At 66.4% G+C, this 15,126-nt stretch carries 16 protein-coding genes; 11 read left to right on the top strand and 5 right to left on the bottom strand.

The features are described 5' to 3' along the window. Nucleotides 1-116 precede the first annotated feature (116 nt). Entirely contained in the window at nt 117-359 is a 243-nt protein-coding gene (locus B0684_RS14025; protein WP_332881455.1) for a hypothetical protein, read from the bottom strand. On the opposite strand from B0684_RS14025, the gene B0684_RS13875 reads away from it, so the two are divergent. The 5 genes from B0684_RS13875 (at nt 249) to B0684_RS04950 (ending at nt 5,242) form a co-directional block, all read left to right on the top strand. Continuing rightward, nucleotides 249-629 (top strand): hypothetical protein, encoded by a 381-nt coding sequence (locus B0684_RS13875; RefSeq protein WP_332881454.1) that lies wholly within the window; start codon nt 249-251, stop codon nt 627-629. The genes B0684_RS14025 and B0684_RS13875 overlap by 111 nt on opposite strands. Nucleotides 630-777: 148 nt before the next feature. After that, complete coding sequence (locus B0684_RS04965; protein ID WP_018168247.1) at nt 778-2,454, top strand: TolC family protein; 1,677 nt, start codon at nt 778-780, stop codon at nt 2,452-2,454. Then, complete coding sequence (locus B0684_RS04960) at nt 2,454-3,854, top strand: multicopper oxidase family protein (protein WP_018168246.1); 1,401 nt, start codon at nt 2,454-2,456, stop codon at nt 3,852-3,854. Before B0684_RS04965 ends, B0684_RS04960 begins: the two co-directional genes overlap by 1 nt. 104 nt (nt 3,855-3,958) lie before the next feature. Beyond that, the gene (locus B0684_RS04955; protein WP_018168245.1) at nt 3,959-4,330 is read left to right on the top strand and encodes a copper resistance CopC family protein; all 372 of its coding nucleotides are present in this window, start codon (nt 3,959-3,961) and stop codon (nt 4,328-4,330) included. A gap of 3 nt (nt 4,331-4,333) precedes the next feature. Further along, nucleotides 4,334-5,242, top strand: a complete 909-nt coding sequence (locus B0684_RS04950) for a CopD family protein (protein ID WP_018650522.1) — start codon at nt 4,334-4,336, stop codon at nt 5,240-5,242. Nucleotides 5,243-5,265: 23 nt separating this feature from the next. Here the strand turns inward: B0684_RS04950 and B0684_RS04945 are convergent, their stop codons facing one another. Then, nucleotides 5,266-6,387, bottom strand: coding sequence for a S1C family serine protease (locus B0684_RS04945; protein WP_018168243.1), 1,122 nt, complete (start codon nt 6,385-6,387; stop codon nt 5,266-5,268). 42 nt (nt 6,388-6,429) lie between these two features. Here B0684_RS04945 and B0684_RS04940 point away from each other — a divergent pair, with 42 nt between their 5' ends. The 6 genes from B0684_RS04940 (at nt 6,430) to B0684_RS04915 (ending at nt 11,408) form a co-directional block, all read left to right on the top strand. Next, nucleotides 6,430-7,179 (top strand): Nif3-like dinuclear metal center hexameric protein, encoded by a 750-nt coding sequence (locus B0684_RS04940; RefSeq protein WP_018144485.1) that lies wholly within the window; start codon nt 6,430-6,432, stop codon nt 7,177-7,179. A 316-nt stretch (nt 7,180-7,495) separates the two neighbouring features. Beyond that, nucleotides 7,496-8,098, top strand: a complete 603-nt coding sequence (petA, locus tag B0684_RS04935; protein WP_026305880.1) for a ubiquinol-cytochrome c reductase iron-sulfur subunit — start codon at nt 7,496-7,498, stop codon at nt 8,096-8,098. Then, on the top strand, nt 8,098-9,507 hold the full coding sequence (locus tag B0684_RS04930) for a cytochrome b (RefSeq protein ID WP_018168241.1): 1,410 nt from the start codon (nt 8,098-8,100) through the stop codon (nt 9,505-9,507). Before petA ends, B0684_RS04930 begins: the two co-directional genes overlap by 1 nt. Beyond that, nucleotides 9,507-10,250, top strand: coding sequence for a cytochrome c1 (locus tag B0684_RS04925; RefSeq protein WP_018168240.1), 744 nt, complete (start codon nt 9,507-9,509; stop codon nt 10,248-10,250). Before B0684_RS04930 ends, B0684_RS04925 begins: the two co-directional genes overlap by 1 nt. Before the next feature lie 106 nt (nt 10,251-10,356). Beyond that, the gene (locus B0684_RS04920; RefSeq protein ID WP_018144481.1) at nt 10,357-10,983 is read left to right on the top strand and encodes a glutathione S-transferase N-terminal domain-containing protein; all 627 of its coding nucleotides are present in this window, start codon (nt 10,357-10,359) and stop codon (nt 10,981-10,983) included. Beyond that, nucleotides 10,980-11,408, top strand: coding sequence for a ClpXP protease specificity-enhancing factor (locus B0684_RS04915; RefSeq protein WP_018144480.1), 429 nt, complete (start codon nt 10,980-10,982; stop codon nt 11,406-11,408). The genes B0684_RS04920 and B0684_RS04915 overlap by 4 nt, the downstream gene beginning before the upstream one ends. Before the next feature lie 68 nt (nt 11,409-11,476). Here the strand turns inward: B0684_RS04915 and B0684_RS04910 are convergent, their stop codons facing one another. The 3 genes from B0684_RS04910 to B0684_RS04900 are packed head-to-tail and all read right to left on the bottom strand — an operon-like array spanning nt 11,477 to nt 15,083. Beyond that, nucleotides 11,477-12,856: an FAD-binding oxidoreductase gene (locus B0684_RS04910; RefSeq protein WP_018650521.1), complete on the bottom strand. Its 1,380-nt coding sequence runs from the start codon at nt 12,854-12,856 to the stop codon at nt 11,477-11,479. A 10-nt stretch (nt 12,857-12,866) separates the two neighbouring features. Continuing rightward, nucleotides 12,867-13,223, bottom strand: a complete 357-nt coding sequence (locus B0684_RS04905; RefSeq protein WP_018650520.1) for a YraN family protein — start codon at nt 13,221-13,223, stop codon at nt 12,867-12,869. After that, complete coding sequence (locus tag B0684_RS04900) at nt 13,224-15,083, bottom strand: penicillin-binding protein activator (RefSeq protein ID WP_018168237.1); 1,860 nt, start codon at nt 15,081-15,083, stop codon at nt 13,224-13,226. Between the last annotated feature and the right edge of the window lie 43 nt (nt 15,084-15,126).

Raw genomic sequence — 15,126 nt, 5'->3', positions numbered from 1 at the left:
GGGGGTGAATGCAGGAGCGTGCTTGCACGCGAAGCCCCTGCCCGCGTCCGGCTTTGGCTGGGGCTTCGCGTGCAAGCACGCTCCCTACGGGGGCTGTGGGTTGTGGTAGGTTGATGTCAGGTTATAGGGGGCGCGACGCCCCTCGAGACGAGGTTCGGACCGACGTGAAGCGAGTCTTCTACCGACTGCTGTGCTGGATGCTGGTGCTGGCGATTGCCGGCCTGCCGGCGCTGGCGGCGGCCGTGGGAATGGAAGACGGTCACGCTGGGCACACGATGCATGGCGCCCAGTCCAAGGGCGATGCCGAGCACGGGGTGCACGATCACGGGCACGACGCTGCCCATCACCACCATGCGCATGGCGACCGGGCGGGCCACGCCGCGTCGCCGCATCATGGTTCGGACCATGCGTCTTCGTCGGGACACTCCCAGGTCAGCGAGCTGCTCGTGCATGCCGATTGCGTGGACGCGGCCTGTCTGGCTGCCTGCGCCGCCTGCAGCCATTGTCAGGGCATGCCGTCCATCACAGGCATGGTTGTCCTGACGACAGTGGCGCAGGGCGCAAGCCTGCATTCTTTCCAGAGCGGTCCTTCCGCGGTCGCGTTGCACCGCCCTCCAATCCTCTCCTGATCCCGTAATGCCGGCCGTTTGGCCGGTTCCTGCCCGTGTGCTGCCTGGGTGCCCCCCGGCAGCGGGTAGAAAGGCCGTGTCGTGCGCTTGCGCGCGGTTCGGAATCGAGTACGGAATCAAGGAGATTTTCACGATGCGAGCAACCCGATTGCTGCTCCCCGTGGTGTCGGTACTGTTTCTCGCCGGTTGTGCGGTTACCGCGCCCGAGCTGGACCGGTCCGATCTGATGGAGGACCTCTCGGTGCAGGGGATCGACCTGCCCGAGTCGGAGATGCCCCGACCCTCCGGCGAGCTGACGCTCGACGAGGCCATTCACCAGGCCATCTGGCGCAACCCGCGCATGCAGCAGGCTTATGCCAAGCTGGATCTGACTGCGGCCGACGTGGTCGAGGCCTCCCAGTTTTCCAATCCATCGCTGTCGCTGTCGGTCATGCGCCCCGAGGGTGGCGGTGGCAACGAGTACGGCGTTGGCCTGGCCTGGGGGATCTCCGGGCTGCTGATGCGCGGCTCGCGCCAGGAGATGGCGCAGTCCCACTGGGAATCCACCCGTCTGCAACTGGCCGAGGGGATGGTCGCGTTGGCCAGTGACACCGAACGCGCCTGGTATGACGCGGTGGCCGCGCGCCAGCGTGCCGAGGTGCAACGCCTGGAGAGCCGGGCCGCGGATCTGGGCGCACGTTTGGGCGAGCGCTTCTATGACGCCGGCAATATCTCGGACCTGCAGCGCGCCCACCTGCGCATCCGGGCGGCCGAGTCACGGCTTAAGCTCGAGGATGCCCGACAGCGCGAGCGCGAGGCGCGGCTGCGCCTTGCGCATTTGATGGGCCTGCCCGGACAGGTCCATGACTGGGAGTTGCCGACCGCGCTGCCGCTGCCGCTGGCAGAGGTCGAGGAGCGCCAGGCCCTGGTGGATCAGGCCCTAGAACAGCGCTTGGACCTGCGCGCGCTGGATCATGCCCTGGAAGGGCTGACCGAGGGTGTGGCCCTGGTACGACGGTATCGCTGGATGGGTGATATCGAGCCGGGGTTGGAGTTCGAGCGCGAGGGCGACGGGACCCGCCTGTGGGGTGGAGGTATCTCGTTCACGCTGCCGATCTTCAACCAGAACCAGTCCGGCATTGCCCGCGCCGAGGCCCGGCTGGCGGACGGCGAGGCCCGCCGCGCATCGCTGGTGCAGGTGATTACCAATGACGTGCACCAGCACTTCGAGCGTCTGACCCACCACCGCAACCGTTTCGGCGTGCTGCAGGACGACCTGCTGCCGGCTCGCGAGTTGGCGACCGAGCGGCTGCAGGAGCGCGTGAACTTCATGTTCGACGATGTGTTCGACCTGCTCGCGATCAAGCAGGAGGAGCTGGCGGACTGGCAGAAGGCGGTCGCGGCCCTGGGTGACTACTGGCAGGCGCGTGCGGCGCTGGCGCATTCCGTCGCCGGTGAATTGCCGGGCGGCGAACCGGGCAGTGCCGGCAAGTTCGACACCGCGCAGCTGGAGCACGACCCGGCGCCCATGGACCACGGGTCCATGGGGCATGGCGATCACGGCGCGATGGATCACGGTGCCCCTGGCGCCATGGATCATGACGGCGATGAAGGTCATTCCGGTATGGATCACGGGGCCCATGACGGGGTGGATCATGGCGAAGGCCACGAAGGCCACGAAGGCCACGAAGGCCACGAAGGCCACGAAGGCCACGAAGGCCACGAGGGTCACGAGGGTCACGAGGGTCACGAGGGTCACGAGGGTCACGAGGGTCATTCCGGCATGGATCACGGAGATCACGACACCCCTGAGCATTCCAACCACGGGCATGGAGGGCATCACTGATGAAACGCCGTAACTTTCTGATTGCCGCCAGCGCCCTGCTGCCGGCGACCACCCTGACACGGGTGATGGCCGAAACCGGCCACGAGCACCACAACCAGGGCGATCACACGCCGGGCGAACGCACCGAGCAGGGCTACATGCCGGTGCACACGCCCAATGGCTGGACGCTGCCGTACCAGATGAACGACGGGGTGAAGGAGTTTCACCTGGTGGCCGAGGAGATCGAGCACGAATTCGCGCCCGGTTCGGTGGCCAAGTGCTGGGGCTACAACGGCACCACCCCCGGGCCGACCATCGAGGCGGTGGAGGGCGATCGTGTCCGCATCTACGTGACCAACCGGCTGCCCGAGTACACCTCGGTGCACTGGCACGGCATCCACCTGCCCTCGGGCATGGACGGGGTGAAGGGCGTGACCCAGCCGCCGATCCACCCGGGCGAGACCTTCGTCTACGAGTTCGAGTTGAACCAGCACGGCACGCACATGTACCACCCGCATGCCGACGAGATGGTGCAGATGGCGATGGGGATGATGGGCATGTTCATCATCCACCCGAGGGATGGCGAGATCGAGCCGGTGGACCGCGACTACGCGATCCTGTTGCACAACTGGGGACTGCATCCCGGTACGCGCACGCCGGATCCGTCGATCATGGTGGACTTTGACCTGTGGTCGATGAACTCGAAGGTGTTCCCGGCCATCGACTCGCTGGTGGCGAAGTCCGGCGAGCGGGTGCGTATCCGCATGGGCAATCTGTCGATGTGGAACCACCCGATGCACGTGCACGGGGTGTCGTTCGAGGTGACCGGCTCCGATGGCGGGCGCTGGCCACGCAGCCAGTGGCGCAAGGAGACCACCGAGATCGTGGCAGTCGGCCAGACCCGCGATATCGAGTTCGTCGCACCGCCGGGCGACTGGGCGTTCCACTGCCACATGTCGCATCACACCATGAACCCGATGGGCCACGGCATTGCCAACCCGCTAGGCGTGGATCAGTCCGGTATCGAGGAGGAGATCCGCTCGATCCTCCCCGGTTACATGGCGATGGGCGAGCACGGCATGGCCGATCACCAGGAACATACCGACAGCGGTCACATGACCGGCCCGGAGAACACCCTGGCGATGGCCATGGGACAGGGGCCCTTCGGCAGCATCGGCATGGGCGGGATGTTCACCCTGATCAAGGTCCGTGACGACCTGGAGCCGGGCGACTTCCGTGACCCGGGCTGGTACTGGCATCCGGAGGGCGAGGTCGCCTGGATGGTCAGCGATGACCCGGACTTCGGCAATCCGGTTCGCCGCGGCAAGCTGGCCGGCGAGGGCTCGGATGCGCTGCCGACCCCCAGCCGCGACGCGAACGGCCATGGCGGTCACGGGGGGCATGGAGGTCACGACCACTAGTCTCCGGTATGGAACCGGCCGGAGGGTCCATTCGGACCCTCCGTGTTACCCACACCTGTTTCAAACAACGTTTGCTACACGGCTAAACAGCAAGAGGACACGACATGCAGACCAAGAATACGATTCACAACACCACCCGAGCCGCCCTGGCGGCCCTGCTGCTGGCCCTGGCCATGCCGCTGCTGGCCCATGAGGGCGATTTGGGCAGCACGCCGGAGGACGGCGCCACCGTGCAGGGCTCGCCGGAGGAGATCGGCATCGAGTTCGATGGCGCGATGCGCATTACTCAGTTCGACGTGACCGGCCCCAACGGCCGTGTGAGGATGGCGAATCGGCCGGGCAACGAGCCGACCGAGCGCTACTTCGTGGAGCCTGCGGAGCCGCTTCCGGCCGGTAGCTATCAGGTGCGCTGGCGCGGTCTGGCACGCGACGGGCACATGATGTCCGACGGTTTCCGCTTCACGGTAGAGGACTGATCCATGGCCTGGATGTCGGCACTCGCCGGGGTGGAGGCCTGGACCGTTGCGATGATTCTCGTGATGGCCGGGTTCTACCTCGGGGCCCTGCTGGCGACCGGGGCGGTGCTGTTTCGCCTGGCGTTTCCGGGGCTCCCCGATCCGGACCGCCGGGTGCTCGCCCGGACGGGGGCGGTCGCGGCCTGGGTGGCAATCGCCCTGGCCATGCTGCAGTGGCTGTTGCAGGCCGGGTATCTCGGGGGCGGCACTATCGCCTCCGCGATGGACCCCATGCTGCTGGGGATCGTGTTCGAGGGCGCGCAGGGCACCCGCTTGATCCTCGCGGTGACGGGCCTGCTACTGGTCCAGGCGATCCTGCTGGATGCCCGGCGTCTGCCGGGGGTGGGCTATGGCCTGAGCCTGGCCGGGGTACTGTTGGTGATGTTCGCCTTTGTGCAGGTGGGGCATACCGTGGGCGAGCCTCGTTTTCTGTTGGCCGGCTTGCTGATCGTGCATCTGCTGGCAGCCGCCTTCTGGGTTGCGTCGCTGGCGCCGCTGTACCGGCTGGCCGGGCACCCACCCGAGGCTGCCGATGCCGCGCGCATCCTCGCTCGTTTCGGGCAGGTCGCGATGATCGGGGTCGGGCTGCTGGTGCTGGCGGGGCTGGTTCTCGCCTGGTGGTTGCTGGGTGGCATCACGCCGTTGCTGACCACCGGCTATGGCCAGTTCCTGATCGGCAAGGTGCTGATCGTCGCACTGCTCCTGCTGCTGGCGGCCGCGAACAAGTGGCGGCTGGTACCGGCCTTCGAGCGCGGCGAAGCGGGAGCACCGCGGCGTCTGCGGCGCAGCATTGCGCTGGAGGGCGCCCTGGTGGCGTTGATCCTGCTGCTGACCGCGGTGCTGACCACGGTCAGCTCGCCGGCCAACGGCTGAGAAAGACCCCGGGTGGGTGTTGCCTAGATCGGGCGCTGGACGACAGTCGCCGAGAGTTCGATGTCCTCGCCCTCACGCTGGATGCGGATGTCCAGGGTTGCGCCCGGCGCGGTGCGGGCGATCGCGTTGAGGGCCTCGCGCGGGGTGTTCACGCTGCTGTCGTCGAGGTGGGTGATGACGTCCCCCGGGCGGATGCCGGCGTCTTCGGCAGGGCCTTCGCGCAGGATGCCCGCCACCAGTACGCCGCGCGGGGCATCCAGGCCGAAGGATTCGGCCAGTTCGCGGTTCATCGCCTGGACCTCGATTCCCAGCCAGCCGCGGGCGACAAAGCCCTGTTCGATGATGTCGGTCATCACGCTGCGCGCCAGGTCCACAGGGATCGCGAAGCCGATGCCGTGGGAGCCGCCGGAGCGCGAGAAGATCGCCGTGTTGATGCCGATGACCTCGCCGCGGGCATTGATCAGCGCGCCGCCGGAGTTGCCCGGGTTGATGGCCGCGTCGGTCTGAATGAAGTCCTCGAAGGTGTTGATGCCGAGCTGGTTGCGTCCGGTGGCGGAGACAATGCCCTGGGTCACGGTCTGGCCGACCCCGAACGGATTGCCAATGGCCAGGACCACGTCACCCACCTGCAGGTCGCTGGAGTGACCCACCGTGGCCACGGCCAGATTCGGCACCCGCACGCGCAGCACGGCGAGGTCGGTGTCCGCGTCGATGCCGATGATCTCGGCGGGATGGGCCTCGCCGCCGGGCAGCACGATGGCGATGGCATCGGCCTCCTCGATCACGTGGTGATTGGTGAGCACGTGCCCCTGATCGGTCATGATGACCCCGGAGCCGAGGCTGGACTGTTCCTGTTCGCCCGGTGGCAGTTGCTGGCCAAAGAACTCGTGCAGGCCGAAGCCGGATGGGCGGTCGATGGTACGCGAGGTCATGATGTTGACCACCGCGGGTGCGGCGCGGCGTACGCCGTCGGCATAGCTGGCCGGCGCGCCGGTTGCGGCAGGCGCAGCCACCGGCTCGGCGACCCGCAGCTCGGCACCCGGGTCGCCGCGGCCGAGGATCTCGGGGAAGAACACCGCGATCACCACCGCCAGGGCGATGCCGGTCAGCGCAGCTTGCAGCAGGAAGCGGGAGAAATTCACCATATGCCGAATATACCGAATCATCGCTCAACAGGGGATCCCGCCGTGGTCGATCGCGACGAACTGATGCAGGCACTCAATGCGGAACTCGAACCGGAGCGCTTCCGCGACTACTGTCCAAACGGGCTGCAGGTCGAGGGACGGCGCGAGATCCGCCGGATCGTCAGCGGGGTGACCGCCTCGCTGGCGCTGGTGGAGGCGGCCGTGGAGACCGGGGCCGACCTGATCCTGGTACACCATGGCTACTTCTGGAAGGGCGAGCCGCAGGAGGTGACCGGCATGAAGCGGGAGCGCCTGCGGCAGTTGCTTGCGCATGACATCAATCTGGTGGCCTACCATCTGCCGCTGGATGCCCATCCGGCACTCGGCAACAATACCCAGCTGGCGGGACGCCTGGGGTTCGCGATCGACGGCGTATTGCGCGAGGACGGTGTCGGCCAGATCGGAACCCCCGCCCGACCGCTGTCGGCGCCGGACATGCAGGCGCACATCAGCAATGTGCTGGGGCGCGAGGCCCTGTGCGTGGAGGCCGGCGATCACCCGATCCGGCGCATCGCCTGGTGTACCGGCGGGGCGCAGTCGCTACTGACCGAGGCGGCGGCCCTGGGGGTGGATGCCTATGTCAGTGGCGAGATCTCGGAACAGACCACCCACGAGGCGCGCGAGCTTGGGGTGCATTACTTCGCCGCCGGGCACCATGCGACCGAACGTTACGGGGCCCTGGCCCTGGGGCAGTGGTGCGGGGAGCGTTTCGGCCTCGAGCACGAGTTCATCGAGATCGACAATCCCGCCTGAGCGATGTCGCCCCCACGGGCCGCGCGCTGCGAGATTGTGGTGCAGAATGTGCGGTTTCGGGGCGTTGGCAGCGCCCGGAACAAGCAAATTTATAATCAACTGCTTATAAGGTTTTCGGGGGCGTGAGACCGAGTGCAATGCTCGGTCTTATGGCGGCAATCTACTTGACCTTATTAGCGTGTTCGGGAATTCTATCGCATTTTACAGCCCGCCCAGATGGGTATTCGCGCGTGCGGCAAGCCCCTTCGCGTGCCAGCCGCGCCTTCCTTTGCGGCCGCGGGAACACGATTTCAACACGTTGTTTGGAGAGACAAACATGGCAAACCAAGGCGTAAACCGAGGCCGTCGCCGGTTCCTCGTCGCCGCGACATCCGTCGTAGGCGGAGCCGGGGTCGCCGCAGTCGCGGCCCCGTTCCTGGCGTCCTTGCAGCCCAGCGCGCGCGCTCAGGCAGCCGGGGCCCCTGTCGAGTTCGACGTGGCCGCTGTCGAGCCGGGTCAGCGTGTCAGCGTCGAGTGGCGTGGCCAGCCGATCTGGGTAGTGCGGCGCACCGACGAGATGGTTGCCGGTTTGGCCGAGGTGGCCGATCGCCTGCGCGATCCCGACTCCGAAGTGGAAAGCCAGCAGCCGGCATATGCGCAGAACGAGTATCGTTCGCGCGACCCCGAGATCCTGGTCGTCATCGGTATCTGCACCCATCTGGGCTGCTCGCCGACCTACCGTCCGGAGATCGGTGATCCCGAGATGGGTTCCGACTGGCAGGGCGGCTGGCTGTGCGGTTGCCACGGTTCGCGCTTCGACCTGGCCGGTCGCGTGTACCGCAACATGCCCGCGGCGACCAATCTGGTGATCCCGCGGCACATGTATCGGAACGATACCTTGCTAGTCATTGGTGAAGATGAAGACGGGGAGGCGATCTGATGGCCAGCAATCCTGATACCAAGATCCAGGGCGGTGTGCTGGGCTGGGTGGACGCCCGCTTCCCGCTCTCCCAGATGTGGAACGAGCATCTGGCGCAGTACTACGCACCGAAGAACTTCAACTTCTGGTACTTCTTTGGTTCCCTGGCCCTGCTGGTGCTGGTCATCCAGGTGGTCTCCGGCATCTTCCTGACCATGTTCTACAAGCCCGACGCCGAACTCGCGTTTGCGTCGGTCGAGTACATCATGCGCGATGTGGAGTGGGGCTGGCTGATCCGCTATATGCACTCCACTGGCGCCTCGATGTTCTTCGTGGTCGTCTATCTGCACATGTTCCGGGCATTGCTGTACGGCTCCTACAAGAAGCCGCGCGAGCTGATCTGGATCTTCGGTGTGCTGATCTACCTGGTACTGATGGCCGAGGCCTTCGCCGGCTACCTGCTGCCGTGGGGTCAGATGTCCTACTGGGGCGCGCAGGTCATCGTGAACCTGTTCCAGACGATCCCGTACATCGGGCCGGACCTGGTGACCTGGATTCGCGGTGACTTCCTGCTGTCCGACGCCACGCTGAACCGCTTTTTCGCACTGCACGTGATTGCCCTGCCGCTGGTGCTGATCATGCTGGTGGCCGCGCACATCATCGCGCTGCACGAAGTGGGTTCCAACAACCCGGACGGCATCAACATCAAGGACCACAAGGACGAGAATGGCATCCCGAAGGATGGCATCCCGTTCCACCCCTACTACTCCGTGAAGGACCTGGTGGGCGTCGGCGTGTTCCTGATGGTCTTCGCCGTGATCATGTTCTTCTTCCCGACCGGTGGTGGTCTGTTCCTGAAGGCCGACAACATGATCCCGGCCGATCCGCTGGTGACCCCGGACCTGATTCCGCCGGTCTGGTACTTCACCTCAATGTACTCGGTCCTGCGTTCGGTGCCGGATCCGTTCCTGGGTGTGATGGCGATGGGCGCCGCAGTGGTGATGCTGTTCTTCATCCCTTGGCTGGATCGCAACCCGGTCCTGTCGATGCGCTATCGCTCGTTCGCGGCCAAGTTCAACCTGGCGGTGTTCGTGGTGGCCTTCGTGATCCTCGGATGGCTGGGCCTGCAGCAGGCAACCAGCGAGGTCAGCGAGATGAGCTTGCGCTTCTCCACGGTCTACTTCGCGTTCTTCTTCGTGCTGTGGTTCCTCAGCAAGGAACGGTCCATGGTCTTTAGCCTGATCGCGTTTGCCGTGGTGGTGGGTATCTACTCCTTCTACGACATCCTGCGCTTCGACCCCGATAGCGCGGGCCTGCTGATGTGGTCCTGGCTGATTCCGACCGTGTATCTGTTCGTGACCATGGTGGTCCCTGCCTTCGCACGTGGCCTGGGCCGTGACCGTGCCGTTCCGGAAAGGGTGACTTCGTAATGAAAACGCTGATTGCAACTACATTCCTGGCCGCTGCGGCTTTGTTCACCGTCCCGGCCGCCTCGGCGGCCGGGTACGACGGTGACCTGGAAAAGGCCAACATCGACGTGACCAACGAGGCCTCGTTGCAGCGCGGTGCCAACCTGTTCATGAACTACTGCATGGCCTGTCACTCGACCGAGTACATGCGCTACAACCGCGTGGGTCGCGATATCGGCCTGACCGAGCAGCAGGTGGAGGAGAACTTTATCTTCATCACCGACGAGGCCGGTGATCCCGTTGGCGTCGGTTCGCTGATGACCAACGCCATGAGCGAAGACTATGGCGAAGAGGCCTTTGGTGTGGTCCCGCCGGACCTGACCATGACCACGCGCATCAATGGCGAGGACTGGGTCTATACCTTTCTGAAGAGCTTCTACATCGACGAGTCGCGCCCGCTGGGCGCGAACAACGAGGTGTTCTCCAACGTCGGCATGCCCCACGTGCTGTGGGAACTGCAGGGCTGGCAGGAAAAGGTCGTCGACGAGGATGGTAACGAGCGTCTCGAACTGGTGCGCTCCGGTCAGATGACGCCCAGCGAGTACGATCGTGCCGTGCGCGACATCGTGACCTATCTCTCGTACATGGGTGAGCCGATGCAGCTGGACCGTCAGCGAATTGGCCTGTACGTACTGATTTTCCTCGGGATCTTCACGATTCTCGCCTACTTCTTGAAAAAGGAGTACTGGAAAGACGTACACTAGGCGGCATGAACCGTAACCGGCGCGCCGATCAGGGATGATCGCGCGCCGGTGTTATTGACCGTCTGCCCGGCACCGGAAACCGTTCGGCCGGGCTAGGGAGAAAGCCATGGCGCTGGTCGCCAACCGTCGTTCCGTTATGACCCTGTTTTCTGCTCACGACTGCGTGCGTTGCCACCGGGTGCGCATCATCCTTGCGGAGAAGGACATCGCCGTGGATGTCGTCAATCTCGGGCCCGATGAACTGCCCGAGGATCTCTCCGACCTGAACCCGTACAACGAGGTCCCGACCCTGGTGGATCGCGACCTGGCCCTGTATGGCACGCACGTCATCACCGAGTACCTGGATGAACGCTTTCCGCATCCGCCGCTGATGCCGGTGGATCCGGTCTCGCGGGCGGCCGCGCGGCTGGCGCTTTATCGCGTGGAGCGTGACTGGTACGAGGGTCTCGATGCCGTCAACCAGGCCTCCGGCTCCGGCTTGACCAAGGCGCGCAAGATCCTGCGCGAAAGCCTGGTCAGCTCGGCCGAGATCTTCGAGCTCAAGCCGTATTTCCTGAGCGACGAGTTCTCGATTGTGGACTGCGCCATCGCCCCGGTGATGTGGCGGCTTCCCGCCGTAGGCATCGATCTGACGGCGTTGCCGCAGGCGATTCAGGAATATGCCGATCGCGTCTGCAAGCGTGAATCGTTCCAGGTGAGTCTGACCGAGGCCGAGCGCGAGCTGCGCCTGTGACTTCGTCGCGCCCCTATCTGCTCCGGGCTCTGTGGGAGTGGGTTACGGATAACGGCTTCACGCCGCATCTCCTGGTCGACGCGACAGTCGAAGGGGTGATCGTTCCGGAGGCGTTCGTCGACCAGGGCAAGATCACGCTCAATGTCGGTCCGACCGCAGTGCAGGCCCTGAACATCGGTGACGAGGCGGTGGCCTTCTCGGCCCGGTTCGCGGGCAGCCCGATGGATGTCTTTGTGCCGATGCAAGCGGTGCTCGCAGTCTACGCGCGCGAGAACGGTCAGGGGATGATGTTCGGCAGCGAGCCGGGGCCCGGCCCCGACGACGACGGTCCGGGCACGCCTCCGGATGGTTCTGGTGATGACGGGGGCGGGGAGGATTCGCCGGCCCCGAAGCGCAAGGGTCCGGCACTGAAGGTCGTGAAGTAGGGCCCCTTCCGGGGCCCTTTTCTTTTCCGGTCCCTGCTGGGGAGGGGATTCCCTTGCCCGGTACCTGGCTAGGCGGGTCCGGGCGCCTTGCCCGGGTTCAGGATGTTGTCCGGGTCGAACGTTCGCTTGATGCCGGCCATCAGTCCCAGTGCCACCGGGTCCAGTTCCCGGCTGATATACGGTCGCTTCACCAGCCCGATGCCATGTTCGCCCGAGAGCGTCCCGCCCAGCGACAACACCAGGGTGAAGACGCCGTCCAGGCAACGCTCCGCCGCCGCGAGTTCCGCCGGGTCATCCGGGTTCACCAGCAGGTTTACATGAATGTTGCCGTTGCCGGCATGGCCGAAGTTCACGATCTTGATCGCGTGTTCCGCGGCCAGCCGGTCGAGCCCGGCAATCAGGTCGGGAATGCGCGAGACCGGCACGACCACGTCTTCGTTGATCTTTTTCGGCGCCACCGTGCGTAACGCCGGTGACAGGGCCTTGCGCACGGCCCAGAGCGCCTGGGCCTCTTCCGGGGTGTCGGCGCTGAGGGTCTGCACGCAACCTTCGCCCTCGGCCGCGCGCCGGATGCCGGCGGTGGTGGCCTCGATGCCGGCCTCGGTGCCATCGGTCTCGATCATCAGGATCGCGCCGGCAGCGGCGGGCAGGGGGCAATCCGGCGAGTAGGCGCGGATCATCGTGATCGCGGAATGGTCCATGAACTCCAGCGCCGACGGGACCTCGGCGCGCGCCATCAGCCGGGATACGGCCCGGGCTGCGGCGCCGACGTCACGGTAGACCGCCTGGATCAGACGAGTCGCCTCCGGCTTGGGTGTCAGGCGCAAGGTGGCCTCGGTGAGCACGGCCAGGGTCCCTTCGGATCCGATCAGCAGACGGGTGAGGTCGTAGCCCACCACGCCCTTGGTGGTATGGACGCCGGTGCGGAATGCCTCGCCGGTTCCGGCCACGCCGGACAGGCCCAGGGTGTTGTCACGCGGGGTGCCGTACTTGACCGCGTGCGGGCCGGCGGAGTTATAGGCGAGATTCCCACCGAGCGTGCAATAGGCGCTACTGGTGGGGTCCGGCGGCCAGAAGAAGCCCGTGGCGCCTGCCGCCTGCTGGATCTCGCCGTTGGTGGCGCCCGGCTCCGCGATCAGCCAGCGATTGTCCGGGTCCACCTCCAGGATGCGGTTCATGTGCTCGAATGACACCACCAGCCCGCCATGGTCCGGGACCGCGGCACCGGTGGTGCCGGTGCCGCGTCCGCGGCTGGTCAGGGCCACGCCGAGGCGCCGGCAAAGGCGCACCAGCTCGCGCACCATATCGGCGTCCCGTGGGAAGGCGACGGCGTCGGGCACCGCATGCAGCTTCGAGTTGTCGGCACCGTAGGTCCAGCAGTCCGCGGGATCGAGCAGACGATCGCCGGGCGCCAGGAGCTGTTCCAGTTCGCGAGCCAGAGGGATCATCGGTGGGCGCTCACGGGGTGGATGCCAGGATGGCGTCCTGCAGCCACTCGATCCGGTCCTGGCCATCCAGGGTCATCACATCAAAGCGGACCGGGCCGTTCCAGGCGCTTTCCTGCAGGTACGCCTCGGCCACCCGCAACAGGCGTTCACGCTTGCGCCGGTCGATGCTCTCCGCGCCGCCCCCAAAGCCCGGGTGGCTGCGCTTGCGTACTTCCACCAGCACCAGGGTATCGTCCTCGAGTGCGACCAGGTCGAGCTCGCCGTAAGGGCGGCGGACGTTACGCGCACGGATCTGCAGCCCGTGTGCCTCCAGGTGGTCCGCGGCTCGCTTCTCGGCGGCCTGCCCCGAGGCACCCGGGCGAAACACTCAGGATTCTCCGGGGTGTACGTCGATGCGTCGGGGCTCGCCGCCCTCGAAGCGCGCCCAGGCCGGTTCTCTCACCCACTCGTGGTTGAAGGGGTTCAGGCTCCAGGTGCCAGCGCCGCCGGTTAGCTGATGATGGGGGGCGTTGCGAATCCCGTCCTGGCGCAGGCTCAGGCGCATCGCGTCCATGCCCAGGGCGACGAACCGGGGGAGTGCCTCGTCGCGCGTTTGTTCGTCGTTCGCCAGGGGGCTCACCCGGTCGAACAGCCGGGGGGTATCGGGGAACACGATCCCGTTGAGATCGGCGTCGCGATTGGCATCCGGGCGTCCGGAATAGACATGGGGCGTGGCCATCATCGGGAGCTGGCTGGCCCGGTGGAAATGGAGATGCGGCACGATGCGCCGAACTTGCGGCGCCGTGCCGGCAATGAAGATGTGGTCCACATCCGCGCGCACCTGAGGGTCGCCTTCCAGTTCCAGCCCGGTCCGGCGTGCCACATCGCGAATGCGCGCCTCGCTCTGCTGGATGCCGAGTGCGTTGCCAATGGTAGCGTTCAGCTCCCCGGCGCTGGGCTGGATGCGAATGACGTCTCGCGGGCGCCGGTCCTCGTCGGCCAATGCCGCCCGGAAGGCACTTGCCACGCGATCGCCGAAGGCCCCTTCCGGCAGGAGCACCAGCGGGTGATGCCAGCCGGCGCGGGCCGCCCGGTCGGCCACCGCACGGGCATCCTCTTCCGGATTCAAGGCCAGCGTTGTGAGTTCGCTGGGGGTCGAGACTTCCGTGCGGTTCAGCAGGATGGTCGGGAGGGTCTGATCGCTAGCGGCCACCTGGCTTACCGACTCACGCCGCAGCGGACCGATGATGCGCGCGACGCCGGAGTCCACGCCACGCCGGTACAGGGCGGCCGCGCCGTCCGGCTCGCCGCGCGTGTCGCGCACGATCAGCCGGCCGTTGCCGCCACCCTCCGCGTAGTAGGCGCGGGTGATTCCGTCGAGTATGGCGTTGCCCAGTGCGGCCAGGTCGCCCGACAGTGGCAGCAGCACCAGGGTGTCCCCAGGCGCGTCCGCGACCAGCGGGTGGCTGGCGACGAGTTCCGGCAGCAGGCTGTTGGCCGGATGCGCGGGATGGCGCTCGCGCCACAATCCGGCGGCCAGGTGCGCCTGTTCCTCGGTATCGGCGGCCCGCAGCAGTCGGAACAGGCTGACCCAGGCATCCCCATCCGGCGGGTGGTTGCCCACGATCCGGTCGCGCTGGGCCGGGCGCAGGGCTGCGAGCAGCCCCCATATGCGCTGCTGATTCTCGGCGTGTGTGTCGGGCTCCATGATCAGCAGGCGGTCCAGGCGCAGCCGGGTGTCCAGGGCCTGATACCATTGGCTCTCCTGTTCCAGCATCCGGGCGTGCAGGGCAAGCCCCTGGCGATAGACCTCCGGGGATCGCGTGGGGTCGTCCGGGTCGTCTGCACCCAGTCGTTCGCGGGCGAGCTCCCAATCCCGTTGCGCTGCTGCGAGTCGCGCGCCTAGAAGGCGGGCTTCCTGGGTGTCCCGCTCGGCGTCGGGAAGCTCGGCCCACAGGGCTTCGGCCCGGTCCAGCTGGTCCGGCGTCGCGGGATCGAGCGCCAGCACGGCCTCGATGGCGCGGCGCACCAGGTCGGGCTCCGGCCGCGAGCGGGCCTCGCTCAGCAGCAGGCTGGCGCGCACCTCGGGAGGCAGTTCGGCCAGGTCCGGCCGCACCTCGGCGTCCGGGGTCGGCTCCGGATCCGGGCGCGGCGTGGCACAGCCCACCACGATGGCCGTGGCCAGCAGCAACAGGGCAAGACGGGACAGGGGCCGGGTATGCCCGGCGCGTTCGGGGATTCGGGTCACGATAGCGGTTCGTCAGCGAATGAGGAGTCAGTATTGAAAGCGC

The sequence above is a fragment of the Thioalkalivibrio versutus genome (assembly GCF_001999325.1).
Classification (GTDB): Bacteria; Pseudomonadota; Gammaproteobacteria; order Ectothiorhodospirales; family Ectothiorhodospiraceae; genus Thioalkalivibrio; species Thioalkalivibrio versutus.
This window is presented reverse-complemented; position numbering and strand designations above follow the sequence as displayed.

Bases quoted from the DNA above. Each gene is read 5' to 3' on its own strand.
- B0684_RS04945 (WP_018168243.1), bottom strand. From the start codon at position 6,387: ATGGTGAATTTCTCCCGCTTCCTGCTGCAAGCTGCGCTGACCGGCATC.
- B0684_RS04955 (WP_018168245.1), top strand. From the start codon at position 3,959: ATGCAGACCAAGAATACGATTCACAACACCACCCGAGCCGCCCTGGCG.
- B0684_RS04950 (WP_018650522.1), top strand. From the start codon at position 4,334: ATGGCCTGGATGTCGGCACTCGCCGGGGTGGAGGCCTGGACCGTTGCG.
- B0684_RS04920 (WP_018144481.1), top strand. From the start codon at position 10,357: ATGGCGCTGGTCGCCAACCGTCGTTCCGTTATGACCCTGTTTTCTGCT.
- B0684_RS04925 (WP_018168240.1), top strand. From the start codon at position 9,507: ATGAAAACGCTGATTGCAACTACATTCCTGGCCGCTGCGGCTTTGTTC.
- B0684_RS04930 (WP_018168241.1), top strand. From the start codon at position 8,098: ATGGCCAGCAATCCTGATACCAAGATCCAGGGCGGTGTGCTGGGCTGG.
- B0684_RS04960 (WP_018168246.1), top strand. From the start codon at position 2,454: ATGAAACGCCGTAACTTTCTGATTGCCGCCAGCGCCCTGCTGCCGGCG.
- B0684_RS13875 (WP_332881454.1), top strand. From the start codon at position 249: ATGGAAGACGGTCACGCTGGGCACACGATGCATGGCGCCCAGTCCAAG.
- B0684_RS04910 (WP_018650521.1), bottom strand. From the start codon at position 12,856: ATGATCCCTCTGGCTCGCGAACTGGAACAGCTCCTGGCGCCCGGCGAT.
- petA (WP_026305880.1), top strand. From the start codon at position 7,496: ATGGCAAACCAAGGCGTAAACCGAGGCCGTCGCCGGTTCCTCGTCGCC.
- B0684_RS14025 (WP_332881455.1), bottom strand. From the start codon at position 359: ATGCGCATGGTGGTGATGGGCAGCGTCGTGCCCGTGATCGTGCACCCC.